We start from the raw sequence: 18,279 nt of genomic DNA on the forward strand, positions 1-18,279 counted from the left end.
GCCCGCGGCGCCCACGCATGCGCCCCGTTCGATGACGAACGGGGCGCATCACGTCATTTCCGGGTCCTACATGGCCTGGTCCTTGGTCTCGACCAGCGCCTTGGTGCAGACCAGGCTGAGCACGGCGAGCCCTGACAGCATCACGCCGATCGCGATACTGCCGTAGGACGCGGACAGCGGTGCGGCGATCAGCGGGGGAATCGCCCCACCGAGCACGCCGGCCAGGTTGTAGCCGAGTCCGGCGCCGGTGTACCGGAAGCGGGTCTGGAACATTTCCGGCAGGAGCGCGCCACACGGCCCGTAGGCGATACCGAAGATCGCCAGGGTGACCCCGACGCCGATCACGAAGGCCGCCGGAGATTTGGTGTCGAGTAGCGGGAACAACACCAGCGACCAGACGACGGCCAGCCCGGACGACACCATGATCACCCGACGGCGACCGAGGCGATCCGAGTACAGCGCCGAGACAACGATCGCCGCGCCGAAGATCAGCGCGGCGGCGATACCAACTGTCAGTACGAACGGCCTGCTGAAACCGAGGGTCTTGGTCCCGTAGCTGGTGAGGTACGCGGTGCCCATATAGAAGAAGGCGAACAGCAGAGCCAGCGAACCGGCCGAGAGCAGGATCTCCTTGGCCTGGAAGCGCCAGGCGTCGAGGAACGGCAGGGTGTTCGGTTTGGTCGTGTCGAGTGCCCGCCGCGCCTGGTTCGCGCGGAACACCGGCGTCTCCTCGATCGCCAATCGCATGTACAGGCCGATGGCGACCAAGACGATGGAGAACAGGAACGGGATGCGCCAGCCCCAGGTGAGGAAGGCGTCGTTCGCGTCGCCGAGGACCGCGCCGGTGATGAGGAAGGTACTGCTGGACAGGATGAAGGCGAAGGCCGGTCCGATCTGCGGGAACATGGCGTAAAGGCCGCGTTTGCCCGGCGGGGCGTACTCGGCGGTCAACAGGGTCGCGCCCGCCCATTCACCACCCACCGCGAACCCTTGGCCGAATCGCAGCAGCACCAGGATGATCGGTGCGGCCACACCGATGGTGTCCGCGCCAGGGAGCATCCCGATGAGCACCGTGCACAGACCCATCAGCAGCAGAGTCGAGACGAGCGTCTTCTTGCGGCCGATGCGGTCGCCGTAGTGCCCGAACAGCACGGCGCCGACCGGCCGCGCGATGAAGGCGACAGCGAAGGTCGCGAAGGAGGCGAAGGTGGCTGCCGTCGACCCGAGGGCAGGGAAGAACACCTTCGGGAACACGAGGGCCGCGGCGGTGCCGTAGATGAAGAAGTCGTAGAACTCGATCGTGGTGCCGATGCAACTCGCAATGGCCACCTTGCGCATACTCGTACCCGACGTCGTCGGGGTTACCGCCGCCGTCACTGGAGACACTTTCACAGCTGTGTTCCTCTTCTCTGCCCGTTGCGGTGCCCGATCGGCTCGCTGGGTAACAGCAAAGTAGTGATCTGTCTCACGTATCAACTACCCCCGAAAAGGGGTGGGCGGGGGCGAACGGGCTAACATGACTCCAGGCCGACCGGCGGCCGCGGCGCTGCGAACACGCCTGAGTCCGGCCATGAATCGGGGAGGCGGAATGCGCGCGGCGGATTGGGACGCACGGTATGCCCGCAGCGAATTGGTGTGGGGCGCACCGCCGAACAGCACCGTTGTCGAGCACGTCTACGGTCTGGACCGCAGAATCCCCCTGCTCCCCGATGAGTCGGGGGTCGCGCCGTCGCTCCCACGGGCACTGGACCTGGCCTGCGGTGAAGGCCGCCACGCTCTCTGGCTCGCCACCCATGGCTGGCAGGTGACGGCCGTCGACTTCTCGCAGGTGGGGATCGACAAGGGCAGAACGGTCGCCGCCCGCCTGTCGCGATCGGTCCGTTCCCGCGTGCACTGGCAAACAGCCGATATCACCGAACTCGAAGCCGCTGAAATCACCGGCCCCTTCGAGCTGATCCTGATGGTCTTCGTCCATCTCGCCGCCGACGAGCGCCGTGCTCTGCTGCATCAGCTGTCCGGCATGCTCGCCCCCGGCGGCATGCTCCTGGTCCTCGGTCACGCCACCCGCAACGTCACCGACGGCTACGGCGGTCCCCAGGAACCCGAGATCCTCTTCTCTCCCGAAGACCTACGCGCCGACCTGGCCCGCGACGATGTCACCATCACCCTCGCCCACGAGGTCTTCCGCCCCACCGAAGGCCCCGACGCCATCGATTCCCTGCTCATCGCCGAACGCCCCCTCCCCGAGCCCACCGACTGATCAGCCGTCCAGCTTCCAGCGCCCGAACCAGGGCGCCACGGTTGCCTCGATGACGTCGAATCCGGTGCGGAACGAGTGCGCCTGCTTGGGGATCACCCGCACTTCGGCGGCATCGGCGGCATCGGGCACCCCGAACGGGTCGCTACCGCCATTGATCACCACGACCTCGATATCTCCGGGGGCCAGCAGCTCATCGCGCCTGCTCTTCTCGGGCTTGCCCGGGGGATGCAACGGGAACGACAGCGCGATCACACCCCTCGCCCCGACCTCAACGGCCGTGCGGCAGGCAACCCGCGCCCCGTTGCTTCGACCCCCCTGAACGACCGGCACCCCGGGGAATCTCGCCCGCAACGCCGCCACGATCTCGAGCCAGGCCTCGTCCTGCTTGTCCGCGTTCCCCGGCGCCCGCCGACCGGCAACCCGATAGGGCTGCACCACCCGAGCTACCGCACCACCCGCTTCGACGGCCGAATCACGCACGGCCAGAATGTCTTTCGCATCGACGCCACCACCGGCCCCATGCGTGATCACCAGCAGGAATGCCGGATCACGCACGTCGTCGAGCTCGATCTCGGCCGGTCCAGCAGTCGTCTCGATGCGCACATCTCACGGTAGCCCCGCGGTCGCGGCGAGCAACGTTGCGGCACCCGCGCGTGTTTTTCACATCACATTGCCGCCCACCCCTTTGCCGAGAGGATTACCCACCGGTAATATGGTCTATAAGTTACCCGCGAGTAGCATGCGGAAAACCGGCGACGGGCGGGAACGGCACACCACCGACCGCACCAGAACTCAATGGAGAGTGAGTACTCACATGGGCCACTACAAGGCAAACGTTCGCGACCTCGAGTTCAACCTCTTCGAGGTCCTCGGCATCGACAAGGTGCTCGACGCAGGCGCCTTCGGCGACCTGGACACCGACACCGTCAAGGAAATGCTCTCCGAGGTCCGCCGCCTGGCCGAGGGCCCGCTGGCCGAGTCCTTCGCCGACGCCGACCGCAACCCGCCCGTGTTCGACCCGAACACCCACACCGTCGCCATCCCCGAGTCCTTCAAGAAGTCCTACAAGGCGCTCGAAGACGGCGAGTGGGCCAAGGTCGGCGTCGTCGAGGAACTGGGCGGCCTGAACGCACCGTCGGCCGTCACCTGGGCCCTGTCGGAGATGGTCCTCGGCGCCAACCCGCCCATCCAGATGTACGCCGCGGGCGCCGGCTTCGCGCAGGTGTTCTTCAACAACGGCACCGAAGAGCAGAAGAAGTGGGCGGCCAAGATCGCCGACCGTAACTGGGGCGCCACCATGGTGCTGACCGAGCCCGACGCCGGTTCCGACGTCGGCGCGGGCCGCGCCAAGGCGATCAAGCAGGAAGACGGCACCTGGCACATCGAGGGTGTCAAGCGCTTCATCACCTCGGGCGACTCCGACGACATGTTCGAGAACATCATGCACCTGGTGCTGGCTCGCCCCGAGGGTGCCGGACCGGGCACCAAGGGCCTGTCGCTGTTCTACGTCCCGAAGACCCACTTCGACTTCGAGACCGAGACCTACGGCGACCGCAACGGCGTGTTCGTCACCAACGTCGAGCACAAGATGGGCATCAAGGCCTCGGCCACCTGTGAGGTCACCTTCGGCGGCCACGGCGTGCCCGCCAAGGGCTGGCTGGTCGGCGAGGTGCACAACGGCATCGCGCAGATGTTCGACGTCATCGAGAACGCTCGCATGATGGTGGGCACCAAGGCCATCGCGACCCTGTCGACCGGTTACCTGAACGCGCTGGAGTACGCCAAGACCCGCGTCCAGGGTGCCGACCTGACCCAGATGACCGACAAGGCCGCGCCCCGCGTGACCATCACCCACCACCCGGACGTGCGTCGTTCGCTGGCCACCCAGAAGGCATACGCCGAGGGCCTGCGCGCGATCTACCTCTACACCGCCGCGCACCAGAACCCGGAAATCGCCGAGGTCGTCTCGGGTGCCGACAAGGACGTCGCGTTCCGCGTGAACGACCTGCTGCTCCCGATCGTCAAGGGTGTCGGCTCCGAGCGCGCCTACCAGTACCTGACCGATTCGCTGCAGACCTTCGGCGGCTCGGGCTTCCTGCAGGACTACCCGATCGAGCAGTACATCCGCGACGCGAAGATCGACTCGCTCTACGAGGGCACCACCGCCATCCAGGCGCAGGACTTCTTCTTCCGCAAGATCGCGCGTGACCGCGGTGTGGCCCTGGCCCACGTGGCAGGCCAGATCCAGAAGTTCCTGGAGTCCGACTCGGCCAACGAGCGCCTCAAGGGCGAGCGCAAGCTGCTCGCCACCGCGCTCGAGGACGTGCAGACCATGGCCGCCACCCTGACCGGCCACCTGATGGGTGCGCAGGAGCAGCCGACCGAGCTGTACAAGGTCGGCCTCGGTTCGGTGCGCTTCCTGATGTCGGTCGGCGACCTGTTCATCGGCTGGATGCTGCTGAACCAGGCCGAGATCGCCCTCGCCGCCCTCGACAACGGCGCCACCGGCTCCGACGTCGCCTTCTACACCGGCAAGGTCGCCTCGGCGCAGTTCTTCGCCCGCAACGTCCTGCCCGAGCTGACCGCCACCCGCGCGATCCTCGCCAACCTGGACAACGACATCATGGACCTGGACGAAGCCGCGTTCTGAGGTTTCTCACCTGATCCACGCACAAACGGGCCGGAGCATTCAGCTCCGGCCCGTTTTGTCTCCCGCGAGGGAGGTTTGTCGCGCGATCCCTAGCCGGCGGAGCCGCTACCGAGTGCCGCGAGCGTGGTGAGGAAGTACATCAGGCCATCCATGAAAATCTCCTTCGAAGTGGGTCGGCCATTCTTATCACCGAATGGTTACGTACAACGTTGACGAGATGAACGCCGAGCGAACATGCCCGCTCAGTCCACACTCGACGCGGTGAGCACCTGAACCCAGCGCGTTGACGCGCTCGGCGGTCGTGCCGCCGGGCAGCTTCTTCAGGCGCCGGTTCCCCGCCGTCCGGCTACCCACCCGGCGTACCCTGGGATCTACCGTCGGTCGGGGTGAGGCTCGGGGGTTGGGATGGCTGACAGCACTGCGCTCAGTGTGTATCTGCGCGAACGGAGGCTGGCCGCCGGGCTCGCGCGGGCCGAGCTCGCCACCCGCACACAGCTCGCGCCCCTGCTGATCAGCCAGATCGAGTCCGGGGCACTCGTACCGAATCCCGCTATGCTGCAACGACTATTCGACAGCCTCGACGTGCCGCTGTGGTATCGCAAGCACATCCTGGTCCTCGGCCTGCCCGCCGTCGAATCCGGCGCCGTCGCGACCGCCCCGTCGGCCGAAGACCTCGCCGACCTGGCCAGCCTCACTCACCCCGCCTGCCTCGCCCGCTTCCCCACCATGGACATGCTCGCCGCGAACTCCGACTACCAGCGCCTTTTCCCCGGTCTCGGCGCCGGCGTGAACATGCTCGAGTGGATGTTCCTCAATCCCGTGGCGAAGAAGGTCTACCTCGACTGGCACACCGAAGCCCAGCTCCTGGTCCATGCCTTCCGCATGCTCGCCCCGCTCGCCCCCACCCAGCGCATCACCGCCATTACCGCAGTGTGCAGCGATTCCCCCGACTGGGATCCGGTGTGGACCAGCGAAGTCCGCCCACAAGACATCGCCCGGCGCCACCTGCGCCTGCGCGAACGCAGCACCGGCCTGGAGCGCCGCATGATGCTGCGCATCTACGACCCCGCGTTCCCCAGCCGCCCGTGGTGGCTCTACCGCCTGATCCCCGTGCGGTGAACACAGCAGGACAAATCCTCAGGAGGCCAACAGGCCCGCTACCAGCTGTATCAACGACGTCAGCCCCCACAACACCGGCGTCGCCGAACCCGTCGACCATTCCTCGGCGATACCCGTTCCCATACTCGAAACCCCTTGTTGCTCATACCAACACCGACAATGTCCCGACCGACATCATAATGAGTCACCCGATCCGAAACCTGCGGCGGTACTCGTTCGGGGTGGTATCGAGCTGGCGACGGAAAGCACGCGCGAGCGTATCGATCGTGTTGAAACCGCAAGCGGCAGCGATTCGCTGGAGCGTTTCGTCGCTCGTCTCTAGCCGATGCCGCGCCACCTCCACCCGCGCCGACTCGATGTAGGCCGCGGGCGTCATCCCGAGTTCGGTGCGAAAGATCCGCGTGAGCTGGCGATCGCTGACATGAACCTGCTCGGCCAGATCGGCGACGGTGAGCGGACTCGCGATATTGCGCGCGATGTAGTGCCGCAGATCCTCGATCCGCCGCGTGGTCGACACCGGCTCGAGCGACACACTGAACTGGCTCTGCCCGCTCGGTCGTTTCAGATACATCACCAGCTGGCGAGCAACCCGCAACGCCAGTTCGTCCCCGAAATCATCGGCTACGAGCGCCAGCGTGAGATCCAGACAAGCCGTGAGTCCCGCACCCGTCCATACGTTTTCGTCGCGAATGTAGATCGGATCAGCATCGACGACGACCTTCGGATGCTCGTCCGCCAACTGCTTCGCGGTCGACCAATGCGTGGTCGCCCGCTTCCCGTCGAGCAGCCCCGCCGCGGCCAGAATATGCGCGCCGACGCACACCGAGGCCACCCGCCGAGCCCCCTCGGCCAACCGCGCCACTTCCGCGACCACACCCGGATCGACCACCGCGCTGACCCGCCGACGACTGTCGATCTCCACAGCTCCCGGCACCACCACCGTGTCCACCCGCCCCAACTCGGCGAACGTCACATCCGGCAGAATCCTCACCCCCGCCGAGGTGGTCACCGCCGCCATCGACTCGGCGGCCAATACCACCTGATACCCCGTCGGCTCATCCATCTCCCGCTGCAACAGCGAGAAGACCTCGGGCGGGCCCGTGACATCCAGCAGATCCACCCGATCGAACAACACGATCACAATGAGCCGCTCAGTCACCCACAACCTCCATGTCTGAATCTGCAGGTTACATGACATTGCCGACACATAGCGCCGTCCATAACGTGGATCCCATGACCTCCACGACCCTGCGCGAACTCAACGGCTTCGACGAAACCCCCGCCTCACTGACCAACTCCACCCTCGTCCTGATCGACTACCAGAACACCTACACCCAGGGCGTCATGGAACTGACCGGCTGGGAACAAGCCCTCGACGCAGCCGCCGAACTCCTCACCGCGGCCAGGGCGGCGGGAACCCCCGTCATCCACGTCATCAACGACGGCGGTAAGGACACCCCCTACGACATCACCACCGACATCGGTCGAATCCATCCCCAGCTGTCCCCAACCCCCAACGAACCCACCATCGTCAAATCCGTCCCCAACGCCTTCGTGAACACCGACCTCGCCGAATTGATCGACGCCGCAGGCAACACCAACCTCATCATCGCCGGCTTCATGACCCACATGTGCGTCACCTTCACCACCGAAGGAGCCTTCCTCCGAGGCAACACCCCCACCATCGTCGCCAACGCCTGCGCCACCCGCCCCCTGGGCGACATCCCCGCAGCTCAACTCCACACCAGCGCCCTGGCCACCATCACCGACCTCTACGGCATCGTCGTCCCCACCCCTGCCGACCTCAGCAACTAACCCTCAGCGGACTCCAGGTCAACGAGTATCTGTCGGACTAGCGCTGCTTCGCGGGGCAACCGATTCGCCAGAAGATTCCAGAGGATGTTGTGGTCGATAGCGTCGTAGTTGTGCGCGACCAAGTTCCGTGTCGCATTCACCCCACGCCAAGAAACCTCAGGGTGCGACGCGACGAATTCTGCAGGTAGGCGGGCTACGGACTCGCCGAGTCGATGCAGCACCGCCTCGGCGGCAAGTCTGGTGATCTCATCGGAGTCGTAGGCGGCCTTGCCACCACTGACGATGCGTGCCGCCATGTCACTGAAGGCAAGGAAGTCCTGCAGGCTCTTGACTGTCCGCTCACTGGCATCGCGGCCGCTCACAGCGGCTTGGCCTCGTCCCGAATGGGGTGCGGCCCCGGCGGCAGCCCACCTTCGGACACCAGGTCGACGTGAAGACCGGTGAGCTCCTCCAAGTCGAGCATCAACTCCGCCATATCGAGCAGGTCGGCATCGTCGTCGAACCGCACCAGCAGATCGATATCACTACCCGAGACATCGTCGCCCCGAGACACAGAACCGAACACACGCACGCGATTTGCCTTGTGCCGCAACGCGAGCGCGATGATCTGATCTCGATGCGCTGCAACGACCCCGGACGGGCGGGGCTTGGCAACCTCGCGCAGCCGCGCCATCATCGCGGCCGAAGGTCGGCGGTTACCACTCTCGTAGGCGGCGATATTGGGCTGCGCCACCCCCGAGCGCTGAGCCAACTCGGCCTGGGTGAGGCCGGCAGCCAGGCGCAGCCCACGCACGGTTTCCATACCTCGATAATATCGGAAGATATCAAACCCGCCGAGCCATCGTCTGCGATTTCATCACCTCCCTCGCCGACCTCACCGCCGAACCACGCTCGTGGCCTTCTACACGTTCGTCCGCCGAACCACGCTCGTGGCCTTCTACACGTTCGTCCGCCGAACGCGCCGCGGACGCGACGACCGCCCACACGAGCAGCGGCCCGAATCAACAACCCGAATGCAACTGCTGCACAACATATTCAGCTCTAAGCTCCGCAGAGACGACAAATCGGCCCACACCCCGATTCAGGGGTGTGGGCCGATGCGCAAGGCGCGAGATTCTGCAGATACCCGCCGCCCGTTCTCATGCCGGGCGGTTCACGGCCCGTCAGCCGATTCGCAGGAAGGTGACCACACCGCCCGTGATCGTGGCGTACCATAGGGACGAACTCACGGTGTGCGTCAGTTCGACGGTCACCACTTCGCCCGCAGCGATCGGCGCCGTCGTGTTCACCACCAACGTGCCGCTCGTCCCCGAAATGGCGGTACTCGTAGCGACGACTGTCGTGCCGACCAGCAACCTGGCCTGGAAAGTACCGGCCATTCCAGCGCCTGAGAACACGACATTGGCAGTCAACGGCGCAGCTGCTGCACCACCCTGCGCCTGTAGCCCGTTACCGGAAACCACAGATCCCGGATAGCCGACGGTGTCAGCAGTCCATCCACCGACCACGGTCCACACGTTGGGCGCACCCGTCACCACGTTGCCGTTCTTCGTCATCGCAGACGGACTGAATGAGTCCCCGCCAACAAAGATATGCGGCATCAGTTGCTCACCTCCGCCGTTTCCACCGGGACCTCGTCGTCCGCCGGCGGCTCAGGCTGCGGCTCGACCACCGGCTCGGGTTCGGGCTCAAGCTCAGGCTCAGGCTCAGGCTCAGGCTCAGGCTCGACGATCGCACCGGGGTAACCGGACTCCGCGCTCTTCCAGTAGGGCGTACCGTCGGGACTTTCCGGTTCCGGACGAGTTTCGAGTGCCTCCCACTTCAACATGGGTCCCCCGAGGAACATGGTCGCCATCAGACGGTCACCCCTGCCAGACTCGCCTGCAGACCACGCCCCGCCGGACTGTCGACAGTGGTGATCTGCACCGTGATCCGATCACCGGCAGCGAAGGTCCACGCCCCGGTCAGACTGGTGTCGAGCGCGTGGTTGGCCGCACCGATAGTCGCCGAGGTCCCTGCGACAACCACGCCGTTCTTGCGCAGTTCGACGACCAGATTGCCGGTACCCGCCGTCTCGCCACGGTAGGTCACCTTCGACACCGTCAGCGCCCGCTCGATCCGAATCCCTTCCGGCACAGCGGTTCCCGCACCGGCAGCCCGGATACCCCCGTGCGACTTGATGGCGATGTCATACGCCTGTCCCGCCGAGGTAGGAGTACGCGCATTCGTCAACCGCGGGTCCGAGTCGGCCACGGCATGGATCGCGCTGCGAACGGCCGCGTCATCCGGGGCGGTGAGCAGGGCGCTGCCCAGCGGACTCGTTCCGGTCAGCTGACCGATCGGGTGGGTGTGTGGCGTCGGTGTTCGAGGGTTCGTCAGCCGCGGGTCATCACCGGCGACCGCGGTCGTGGCGGTATCACCGATAGCCGGCGGAAACGTGACGGGCTTACCCGAGATCCCGCTCCACAGCGTGGTACCCGCCGGCCCGCGCACGACAATGCCTTGACCGTTCGGTGTCCAACCGCCGACTGTCCGATAGATGTACAGCAGCCCATCGGATTTGACGATGTACTGGCTACCGTCCGGCGGCGTGGCAGGGAGTTGCGGATAGGTTTCAGCCTGTCCGTCGATCTGGATGCCGTGACCTGCCGGTCCGACGACGACGGCGTTGCCCGACGAAGCGGGCACGGGAGCCGCGAGAGTCAGGTCGACCAGGCCGGTAGACCCCGTATCGGGGCTTTCCGGGTTCGGCCCTGAGACATATTTGGGAACCTGGAAACTGAACGGTTCCAGCGGAATTCGCTCACCGTCGTAGAACAGATCGAACGAGACGCGCCAAGTCCACTCGGACGGATTGGTCGCGGGCCCGGGCGCGACCAGGCGCACACCGCGCTTTCCGCGCCAGGTCAGATAGCCGAACTCGTCGAGTTGGCACTCATAGTGCTGCGGAAGCTGGACATAGGTCGCCGGCGCCGGCTGCGCGTTGCGAACGAGGATCTTCGGCGCGTCGGCGATGAAGGTGATGGTGCCGCTCATGGGCGGGAACTCGGGCAAGTCGCCGAGGTCGGGGCCGTCGATCACGTTGGCGAGAAATCGCCCGACGACCTTGCCGTACTCGAGCGGAGGCAGATCAGCCATGGCTCAATACCTTTCGAGATGGTGTGCGAGGGTGCGCCGCATCAGACGGGCAGCGCACGAACCTGGAGGTGGGAGAAGTTGCCGTAGACCGAGTACGTGCCGCTGCCCGCGGCACGAGTCGCGACCACGTAGAGGGTGGCGGTTTGATTGGCAGGCACAATTCCGATCTGAGCTCCCGGCTCGACCGGGAAGTCGAATCCTGGAGAAATCAGCACGTGGCCTGATCGCGCTTCCCAGTGGCCCCAGCCCCGGGCGACCACTTCGCCGTCCGGCGCACCGATCCGAACCGTCGCATCGCACCGGGTCGGCGCCGCGGAGGAAAGCCCGACCGCACCCTCGATCCAGGGCCGCCACGGGGTCGGCTGCGCCGGAATCGTGATGGCTGCCAGTACCTTCGAGTCTTCCTTGAGATTCTGCGCGCTGAGGAATTGGTTGTTGCCGATCGTCCATGGGCCGCGCAGGCGAGGCGAGGGAATCGGCCGGAACTTCTCGGTGGCGCTGTCGAATCCGAGCACATAGCCCTGACCGAGTGGATTCTCTTCGGTCACCAGGACGTCGGAAGCATCGGCGATTCGTCCTGTGGTGCCAGGGGCGCCCGGCGCACCCTGCTCACCACGGGGAAAAGTGATCTCCAACTGCTGATTCGGTGCCGTACCGAGAATTCGCGCCGAGGCGGCCGATCCGACCGCACCCGCCAGTCCGACACCGGTGAGCACGTTCACCGGGCCCCGGCGCCCCGGCTGCCGGAAGGCGTCATCGAAGGCGATGAACTCGGTGCCGGTCCAGTAGTAGATCGCGTTCTCCGACACCACGCGCCAGGCCTTGCGCGCATCGGCAGTGATCAGCCCCAGTGCTGACAGCGCGGCGACATCGGCGATATCGCCCTGCCAGGCCCAAGGCCACGCCGCGGCGCCTTCTGTGCCTGCGACACCGGCCGGTCCTTCGCGCAGTTCGATCAGGACTTCCCGGTCGACGATCTCGACCGGATTCACGGTATAGGGCAGACCGACCGAGTCGGCCACTCCACGCATGGTGATCGTGACGCCCTGGTCGAAGACGGTTGTCACCTCGTCGTCGTTCACAACACCCCCACGGGTCGGGCCGTGCACACGATTTCCGCGCCGGCCATCTGATACTCGAAATTCGACGGACCGGCCCGATTCAGGGACACGACGAGTGTCGTCGCCTGGCCTGCTGGGATGACACCCACTGTGCTCGCCGGGGTGATGTTACGCGCGCCGAAGTGCGGCTGGAACCGCGCTCGCGTCTGCAGGCCGGTGGTGTACCCGGTGCCGAGCGCGACGGTCTGCCCCGTCGGCGAGCCGATATGAACGACGGCGTCGACGCGGGTACTGAATTCGCTCGCAGTTCCGTGCGGGCGAACAACCACGCCACCGGTGATCATCGGAAGCCACGCGGTGTCTTGCGCGGGGACCTGCAGCGTTGCGATCACCATCGTCGTGGCCGTGACCGTGAACTGTGACGGCGCGAACCCGGGACCACCGTCCCACGCTCGATCCTCGCGAATGGTCCACGGCCCCCGCAGGCCTGGATAGGGTCGTCCCGACCATTTGTTCGTTGTCGCGTTCCAGACGGGCACCGCCTTGTCGGAGTGCGAACCGTCGGCGTAGTCCGCGGCCTGACGAATGGGACCTGGGGGGCCGACCGGCCCCTCGAGCCCTTTGACGCCGCGGGGCACGACGATATCCAGTACGAGGTTCGGCGCGGTGCCGCTGACTGTCACCTGTAGATCGGAGTTCGCCGGTCCGGTGGTGACGCTTCCGATCGTGACCGAACACGACTCACCGTCGGGCCCCAGTGCGCCGAACGCATCGGTGAAGGTGTCCATGCCGGTGCCGTTCCAGTACGCGAGTGCGCCGGATGAAATGACACGCCAGGCTTTGCCTGCGTGGGCGCTGCCCAATTTCGCGGTGAGGGCGCTCAGGGCGGCATGGTCGGCGATATCGCCTTCCCAGCGAAACGGACGCGCGGGCTCACCTTCGGGTCCCTGCGGCCCGGTCGCGCCCGTTGTCAGTTCCAGGCTGCCGTCACGTGGTGTGCCGTGCAGAGCCTGCACGAGTCCGGGCGTACCGAGTCCCTCGTCCAATCCCCGGATCAGTGTTGCGTCGAAATAGTTTCCTACCGAGTTCATTTCATCTCATTCCGTAGGCTCGGCGAAGGCGACGAGCGAGGCTCCTACCGGGGTGAACCCGATCTGGTCGGAGTCGGGGCCGGTCCCGATCCGCTCGACCGACACCACGAGGTGTCCCGGCTGACCAGCCGGAACTGTCGCGAAGTCGGAGCTCGGCGAGAGCGCCTTGGCGGTGGTGCCGTCGCGCAGGCACGGGAACAGCGCCACGTACATCCAGGCGCCCGGCGCGCCGATCCCGAACGCGGTGCCGGTCGCGACGATCGGGCCCTGCGCGCTACCGAGCCGGACCGTCAGCTCGGCGGACTGACTGACCGTTTTCGAGTACGCGGCCATATGGCCGTACACGACCGGTCGCCACCGGAACGGCTGCGCGGGGATGGTGAAGGTGCCACCGTCGACCCGGCTGGCCGCGGCGACGTGTTCGCCGAGGAAGTCCTCGTGGTACCACCCCCATGGCCCCGAGCCCAACGGCGCCGGCGTCGAACGGAATCGACGGCTGGCACGGTCGTAGGCGAAAACGCCGCCGTGGCTCGGCCCGTTGGTGGTCTCGTAGTCCTCGGCTTCGGTGATCGTCCCGGAGTCACCGGGCGGACCAGCCGGGCCACGCAGACCCGCGGGAACCGTGGCCCGAAGCTGCTGGTCAGCGGCACGACCGACAATCTCCAACGCCGGTTCGATCAACGCCGGTTCATTGACGGTGTCGGTGACCGTGATGCTGTTGGCCTCGGCCGCCGGACCCGCCGGCCCCACCGCGTCGACCGAGTGCACCCACCCCGCTTCGGTCCACACGTCCATGCCGTTGTCGTCGAGCCGGTGCCACCACTTGCCCCGATCCTGCGGACCGAGACCCGTAGGTCGCGCGGCACTGTCGGCCAGCACGCCCATCTTGCGAAACGACGTCCGCGGACGTCCACGCACACCCGCGATTCCGGCCGGCCCGCCGGGCAGCGGCAAGTCCGCCACCTCTGGTGCCAGCTCGACCCGCGCGGTCAGCAGCGGCAACCCGTCGATATCGGTCTGACGATCCGCGCGCAGCCGTGCGGCAAAACTACTGTCTGCCATTGTTTCTCCTCAATATGAGAAAGGTATGATGGTCACGCCGGACTGCGGTTGACGCTCCCGGCGCCCTCGGCGGACCAGATCTCGCGACCAAGTAGAAGCGGGAGTAGTGGACCGTCGCCTATCCGGCCCGGACCGAATTAGAAGATCAGAAGGTCAAGATCAGCACCGACGTCGGTAGACAAATCCTTCAACGCAGATGCGACCCGTCCCAGCCGCTGCCATGCCTTGACTGTCGAGTCTTCCTCGTCAGAGCCATCGCCAATAACGATTTCCCATTTTGCCGATGTCTCGCGATTATCGATGAACGTCAACTCAGTGACAAAGTCTGTCAATACGTATTTGTCGAGCGCGAAGCCGATCTGATCTCCGAGCTCGAAATCTCGACCCAAGATATACGGAGCGTTATCCTCGATAGTGACCCGCTTGCTTGTATATCCCCGTGTGAGATGTAGACCCTGAAGCCCAGCAACCAAACCATCGAGGGTAAAAGCCTTGTCACTGCCCGTGATATACAGCTCACGGAAGGCATACGGGCCTGCTCGCCGGACACGACCGATGTCTCGATAAACCATCCAAGCCAGGAACGTATCGTCCAATTGGCCACGGTACAGCCAATCGAGTCCAATAAGCGAAAGGAGTCCCTTGATCGCCATCTCGATCCCAGCGTTAACCCACCCGGGCGACTTCCCTCCGACGATAATGTCAGTGGCAGTTGGCTTGTGCAGGGCCACCTCTGAAGGGCCGATTCCTGAGTATTCACCTTCAAAATACCAGACCCATGGGAAATTCTTGGTCGTGCCGAGTGCGCCTTGCTGGCTGTACACAGCCTCGTAGTCAGACGTCGAGTCGAATCGTGGATACCGAACCGGCGTAGTGCCGTCATCCGTGAACTCTTCGATCCAGGAAATGATTCCATCAAGCAACGTTCCCGTCGGGCCGGTCACGCCAGATTTGTCAACAGTTTCGAGAACAACCGTAGGACGGTCCAAATAGAACCATTCAGGTGCGGGCTGTTCATCTTCGCCAGGCAGAAAGAAGCGCGCAGTAAGGTTAACACCAGAATCCTCCAGAATAGGCTGGAAGAGCTTATCTGCCATGTCGAACCGAGCCGACGCTGCACTCCATCGACTCGTATCTGCCATAGGGTTAACAGGAACTACAGCAATAGGGAACAAAGCGTTGGCCGACTCATCCCATTCGAGTTCACTGGATGAACTCCCCCAATTCTGCAACCTCATTAGATTCGCCGTCAGATACGTCGTTACAATGCTTCGCGCAGGCCCAAAAAGTATATGATGCCTGGGAAACTGCGCTAGAACGGGAGCGAACGGGCTCGCCCAGCAGCATATCGTCGCGATGTGATTCCAGCAGTGGATAGCCTCGATGTCGACGGTCTCGATGCCATTCTCGTCACGGACGAGCGACGCTTTCGTGATGTAGCCGTCCCAGCGAAATCCTTGAGTGTTCACGGTGATCGGGATCGTCGCATCTTCGCCGTCTGGATTATTGAAAAGATGGTCAAAATGCACCATGTCACGCGGACAGATCATCTTCAGCCCACCCGCAGCGTTTCGGGGGTAGGTGAACTCCAGGGAAAGGTAGCGATGCTCCTCGCCAACCTCACGCATGAATTTGTCCCAATACCGGACCAGAACTCGCGGTTCACTCCACTGAGCCTGTTCACTAATGTAGGCCGCATCCATGCGCATCGACTCGGCATGCGGGTCCCAAGCAGCGGACATCAGAAAGGCCTCGACGAACGCGGAGTTACGGCGGCAATGAGACTGGACTGCGTGTTTCCGCCGTCGACTTTGACAATAATATCTGCCGAGCTCCACGCAGGAATTGGCGCCAACCATCGACGTCCAGCAAGTTGCCCCCACACATTCCGTGGAGTGGTGGTTCCAGCTGTGTGGATACGTGCCGTGCGGTGCCGGGGGTGTGTATCAATCCGCAATGTCTCCCCCATCTCTAGCATCGGAGTCTGAACAAGTCGTGGCGAGTCTCCGGGAACAGGATCCAGAATCGACCATCGACCCGGACCATTCATCGTGTAGCGGGGCCAAGCTGGCTGATCCGCAGCATTACGCGCGCGGACGTTGCCTTCACCCGCCCCGCTCACATTGGTCCAGACCGAAGTCTCATCGAAGTGCCGCTCGAGCGGGTCTAGTGCGACCGCGGACATCTTGTACACCGCAACACCGTTGCGAGTCGGGTCGACATCGCCGATAGCCTCCGGCGCGGCATCGATCCGCATCTGCTGGAATCGCCAGCCCTGGTGCCGGGTGAAGTGACCGACGGTCACAGGCTTATCCGTGGACCATCCGCGAAACCATGCATCGTGTATCGCCTGAAAGTCACGCGTCGCATTGGTTTCCGTATGCCGGCCAGTACCGGAAATCACAGCGAGGAAATCCCACTCCTTCTTCGATCGGACCGACCGGTGAAAGGTGGCGCCGTCCTGCCGTGCGCCTTCTGAGACCAGGAGTTGAACCGGCGCGAACATATAGCCGGTCTGCGCGGACAGACGTACACCCTCGCGGCCAGCGTTCGCACCGGAAAGATGCCAACAGCGCCCGTTGATATCCCACACGACCACTTTGGTGCCCTGGTTATCAGTAAGTGAGTGGATCATCGTCCGAGTCCTCCTCCGCGTTGTTGCGCCACTGTGCGGCGCCTGCGGACCCGCTCCACCGCAATCGCGACGCTTTTGGGATCCAGGCCATTGAAGTTGTAGATGTCGCCGCGGGCTGTGTGACCGCCCTGGCCCGATGCAAGGTCCAGCAGCCCGAACCCGCTGCCTACCAGTTCTTTTGCGGTGTCACCCGCGTATTGAACAACCTGTTCAATCGGTTTTAGTGCGGCGTCCGCACCGACTTGACCAACCAGTGAACCGATGGCCGATCCGATCGCGGTGCCGATGCCAGGTGCCACAGCCGTACCGAGGGCCGCACCGATCTGACTTCCGGCAGAGGAAGCCAGACCAGAAATTCCGCCGCTGACGGCACCAAAGAGACCTCCACTCGCGGCCCCGCTCAGCGCACCCTGGAGGCCGCTCGCTGCAGCAGACGCTGGATCGAACGAGAAGGGTGACGCAGTCGCCGGCGTATCGGCACCTAAAGGCCATTGTTGAGCTGGGTCGCCGTAGACCTGCGTGGTCAAACCGTCGCCAAACTGACTCGCCAATCCAGCAGTCAGTTGACCAGTCGGGTCGAGGATCGATGTCAGGCCAGAGGCCGCCGAGCCCAGCCATGTGCCAACGGTGCTGCCGACCTGCGAACCGAGGACCGAGCCCGATGTCGGGCCTTGACCGAGCAACGACGAAGCGGAGCTTCCGATGGTCGAGCCCATCTGGGCACCTGACACCGCAGCCAAGCTGGTCAAGTTGCCAGGCACGGCACTGAGTTCACTACTACTCAGCGCGAGGTTCGAGGCCTGCTGACTGGTGGCCGAACCACCGCTACCTACTGATCCGCTCGCCTGATCAGTAAAAGAGTCCAGGATGTTCGCCGTGGACCGCGATTGGCCGCCGGTGCTCGTACTCGAATACGAGCCGGACGTCGAGCGTCGGCTGGACGAACTATCGCTATTCAGCCGGTTCGAGCTCGAACTAGCTGAACCAGAGCCGGTCCCAGAGTCAGTCTGCGCAGATGGCGCACCCGTGCGCCCACGCATTGTAGTGTTGGTCGGGATCCGACCTGCGATCTGAGTTCCGATCGCTTTGCCGATCTCGACACCGATCGCAGTACCCAGCACGGACGCCGGGCCTACGACTGGAGCGATCGCGGCTCCCAGGCTCACGCCGATGTCTTCGCCGACATTCGCCAAGCCGTGCTCAACACTTGAGGCCATCGCGTCGATAAGCGCATCAGCTAGTGATGTCTCACCCCCGTCGCTCATCCCCTGACCAAGCATTGGAACGAGGCCCTTCAGGCCACTCGATGTCGCCTCCAATGCGACGATCAATTCGCTACTCAGTCTTTCAGAATCCTCACCGCCACTATCCGATGAGTTTGGGTCGAACCACTTCTGCACAATTTCACATCCAATTCTCGCCGATTGACTCTAAATGGGTCGAGTCAG

The 18,279-nt window shown here is 64.4% G+C and carries 18 protein-coding genes; 4 read left to right on the top strand and 14 right to left on the bottom strand.

What is annotated here, in order from left to right; translation table 11 throughout:
• Positions 1 to 66: 66 nt before the first annotated feature.
• Positions 67 to 1,338, bottom strand: a complete 1,272-nt coding sequence (locus ACFWPK_RS26890; protein WP_378920455.1) for an MFS transporter — start codon at positions 1,336 to 1,338, stop codon at positions 67 to 69.
• A gap of 250 nt (positions 1,339 to 1,588) precedes the next feature.
• Here ACFWPK_RS26890 and ACFWPK_RS26895 point away from each other — a divergent pair, with 250 nt between their 5' ends.
• Positions 1,589 to 2,260: a class I SAM-dependent methyltransferase gene (locus ACFWPK_RS26895; RefSeq protein ID WP_378920333.1), complete on the top strand. Its 672-nt coding sequence runs from the start codon at positions 1,589 to 1,591 to the stop codon at positions 2,258 to 2,260.
• On the opposite strand, the gene ACFWPK_RS26900 is transcribed toward ACFWPK_RS26895, so the two are convergent.
• Positions 2,261 to 2,863: an alpha/beta family hydrolase gene (locus ACFWPK_RS26900; protein ID WP_378920335.1), complete on the bottom strand. Its 603-nt coding sequence runs from the start codon at positions 2,861 to 2,863 to the stop codon at positions 2,261 to 2,263.
• Between the two features lie 211 nt (positions 2,864 to 3,074).
• On the opposite strand from ACFWPK_RS26900, the gene ACFWPK_RS26905 reads away from it, so the two are divergent.
• Both ACFWPK_RS26905 and ACFWPK_RS26910 read left to right on the top strand, forming a co-directional pair.
• On the top strand, positions 3,075 to 4,910 hold the full coding sequence (locus tag ACFWPK_RS26905; RefSeq protein WP_378920457.1) for an acyl-CoA dehydrogenase: 1,836 nt from the start codon (positions 3,075 to 3,077) through the stop codon (positions 4,908 to 4,910).
• 405 nt (positions 4,911 to 5,315) lie between these two features.
• Entirely contained in the window at positions 5,316 to 6,029 is a 714-nt protein-coding gene (locus ACFWPK_RS26910; protein WP_378920337.1) for a helix-turn-helix domain-containing protein, read from the top strand.
• A gap of 184 nt (positions 6,030 to 6,213) precedes the next feature.
• Here ACFWPK_RS26910 and ACFWPK_RS26915 read toward each other — a convergent pair whose 3' ends face one another.
• Positions 6,214 to 7,188, bottom strand: a complete 975-nt coding sequence (locus ACFWPK_RS26915) for a GlxA family transcriptional regulator (protein WP_378920339.1) — start codon at positions 7,186 to 7,188, stop codon at positions 6,214 to 6,216.
• A gap of 74 nt (positions 7,189 to 7,262) precedes the next feature.
• Between ACFWPK_RS26915 and ACFWPK_RS26920 the strand changes: the two genes are divergently transcribed.
• Complete coding sequence (locus ACFWPK_RS26920; protein WP_378920341.1) at positions 7,263 to 7,844, top strand: cysteine hydrolase family protein; 582 nt, start codon at positions 7,263 to 7,265, stop codon at positions 7,842 to 7,844.
• On the opposite strand, the gene ACFWPK_RS26925 is transcribed toward ACFWPK_RS26920, so the two are convergent.
• The 11 genes from ACFWPK_RS26925 to ACFWPK_RS26975 form a co-directional block, all read right to left on the bottom strand.
• On the bottom strand, positions 7,841 to 8,206 hold the full coding sequence (locus ACFWPK_RS26925) for a DUF86 domain-containing protein (RefSeq protein ID WP_378920343.1): 366 nt from the start codon (positions 8,204 to 8,206) through the stop codon (positions 7,841 to 7,843). The two genes, ACFWPK_RS26920 and ACFWPK_RS26925, sit on opposite strands and share 4 nt — an antisense overlap.
• Positions 8,203 to 8,646, bottom strand: a complete 444-nt coding sequence (locus tag ACFWPK_RS26930) for a nucleotidyltransferase domain-containing protein (protein ID WP_378920345.1) — start codon at positions 8,644 to 8,646, stop codon at positions 8,203 to 8,205. Before ACFWPK_RS26930 ends, ACFWPK_RS26925 begins: the two co-directional genes overlap by 4 nt.
• A 361-nt stretch (positions 8,647 to 9,007) precedes the next feature.
• Positions 9,008 to 9,445 (bottom strand): hypothetical protein, encoded by a 438-nt coding sequence (locus ACFWPK_RS26935; RefSeq protein ID WP_378920347.1) that lies wholly within the window; start codon positions 9,443 to 9,445, stop codon positions 9,008 to 9,010.
• Positions 9,445 to 9,699 (bottom strand): hypothetical protein, encoded by a 255-nt coding sequence (locus tag ACFWPK_RS26940; RefSeq protein WP_378920349.1) that lies wholly within the window; start codon positions 9,697 to 9,699, stop codon positions 9,445 to 9,447. The genes ACFWPK_RS26935 and ACFWPK_RS26940 overlap by 1 nt, the downstream gene beginning before the upstream one ends.
• Complete coding sequence (locus ACFWPK_RS26945; RefSeq protein ID WP_378920351.1) at positions 9,699 to 10,982, bottom strand: hypothetical protein; 1,284 nt, start codon at positions 10,980 to 10,982, stop codon at positions 9,699 to 9,701. Before ACFWPK_RS26945 ends, ACFWPK_RS26940 begins: the two co-directional genes overlap by 1 nt.
• Before the next feature lie 41 nt (positions 10,983 to 11,023).
• Positions 11,024 to 12,064 carry a hypothetical protein gene (locus ACFWPK_RS26950; protein WP_378920353.1) on the bottom strand — a complete coding sequence of 347 codons (1,041 nt, stop codon included), beginning with the start codon at positions 12,062 to 12,064 and terminating at the stop codon, positions 11,024 to 11,026.
• Positions 12,061 to 13,134, bottom strand: a complete 1,074-nt coding sequence (locus tag ACFWPK_RS26955; protein WP_378920355.1) for a hypothetical protein — start codon at positions 13,132 to 13,134, stop codon at positions 12,061 to 12,063. The genes ACFWPK_RS26950 and ACFWPK_RS26955 overlap by 4 nt, the downstream gene beginning before the upstream one ends.
• A 6-nt stretch (positions 13,135 to 13,140) precedes the next feature.
• Complete coding sequence (locus ACFWPK_RS26960) at positions 13,141 to 14,196, bottom strand: hypothetical protein (RefSeq protein WP_378920357.1); 1,056 nt, start codon at positions 14,194 to 14,196, stop codon at positions 13,141 to 13,143.
• A 137-nt stretch (positions 14,197 to 14,333) separates the two neighbouring features.
• The gene (locus ACFWPK_RS26965; protein WP_378920359.1) at positions 14,334 to 15,938 is read right to left on the bottom strand and encodes a phage tail protein; all 1,605 of its coding nucleotides are present in this window, start codon (positions 15,936 to 15,938) and stop codon (positions 14,334 to 14,336) included.
• On the bottom strand, positions 15,938 to 16,831 hold the full coding sequence (locus tag ACFWPK_RS26970; protein WP_378920361.1) for a phage tail protein: 894 nt from the start codon (positions 16,829 to 16,831) through the stop codon (positions 15,938 to 15,940). Before ACFWPK_RS26970 ends, ACFWPK_RS26965 begins: the two co-directional genes overlap by 1 nt.
• The gene (locus ACFWPK_RS26975) at positions 16,828 to 18,231 is read right to left on the bottom strand and encodes a hypothetical protein (RefSeq protein ID WP_378920363.1); all 1,404 of its coding nucleotides are present in this window, start codon (positions 18,229 to 18,231) and stop codon (positions 16,828 to 16,830) included. Before ACFWPK_RS26975 ends, ACFWPK_RS26970 begins: the two co-directional genes overlap by 4 nt.
• Positions 18,232 to 18,279: the final 48 nt, after the last annotated feature.

It is taken from the genome of Nocardia sp. NPDC058519 (genome assembly GCF_042719755.1).
In the GTDB taxonomy this organism is placed as follows: Bacteria; Actinomycetota; Actinomycetes; order Mycobacteriales; family Mycobacteriaceae; genus Nocardia.

Bases quoted from the DNA above. Each gene is read 5' to 3' on its own strand.
- ACFWPK_RS26890 (WP_378920455.1), bottom strand. From the start codon at position 1,338: ATGCGCAAGGTGGCCATTGCGAGTTGCATCGGCACCACGATCGAGTTC.
- ACFWPK_RS26895 (WP_378920333.1), top strand. From the start codon at position 1,589: ATGCGCGCGGCGGATTGGGACGCACGGTATGCCCGCAGCGAATTGGTG.
- ACFWPK_RS26905 (WP_378920457.1), top strand. From the start codon at position 3,075: ATGGGCCACTACAAGGCAAACGTTCGCGACCTCGAGTTCAACCTCTTC.
- ACFWPK_RS26910 (WP_378920337.1), top strand. From the start codon at position 5,316: ATGGCTGACAGCACTGCGCTCAGTGTGTATCTGCGCGAACGGAGGCTG.
- ACFWPK_RS26920 (WP_378920341.1), top strand. From the start codon at position 7,263: ATGACCTCCACGACCCTGCGCGAACTCAACGGCTTCGACGAAACCCCC.
- ACFWPK_RS26930 (WP_378920345.1), bottom strand. From the start codon at position 8,646: ATGGAAACCGTGCGTGGGCTGCGCCTGGCTGCCGGCCTCACCCAGGCC.
- ACFWPK_RS26935 (WP_378920347.1), bottom strand. From the start codon at position 9,445: ATGCCGCATATCTTTGTTGGCGGGGACTCATTCAGTCCGTCTGCGATG.
- ACFWPK_RS26940 (WP_378920349.1), bottom strand. From the start codon at position 9,699: ATGGCGACCATGTTCCTCGGGGGACCCATGTTGAAGTGGGAGGCACTC.
- ACFWPK_RS26945 (WP_378920351.1), bottom strand. From the start codon at position 10,982: ATGGCTGATCTGCCTCCGCTCGAGTACGGCAAGGTCGTCGGGCGATTT.
- ACFWPK_RS26955 (WP_378920355.1), bottom strand. From the start codon at position 13,134: ATGAACTCGGTAGGAAACTATTTCGACGCAACACTGATCCGGGGATTG.
- ACFWPK_RS26960 (WP_378920357.1), bottom strand. From the start codon at position 14,196: ATGGCAGACAGTAGTTTTGCCGCACGGCTGCGCGCGGATCGTCAGACC.
- ACFWPK_RS26965 (WP_378920359.1), bottom strand. From the start codon at position 15,938: ATGTCCGCTGCTTGGGACCCGCATGCCGAGTCGATGCGCATGGATGCG.
- ACFWPK_RS26970 (WP_378920361.1), bottom strand. From the start codon at position 16,831: ATGATCCACTCACTTACTGATAACCAGGGCACCAAAGTGGTCGTGTGG.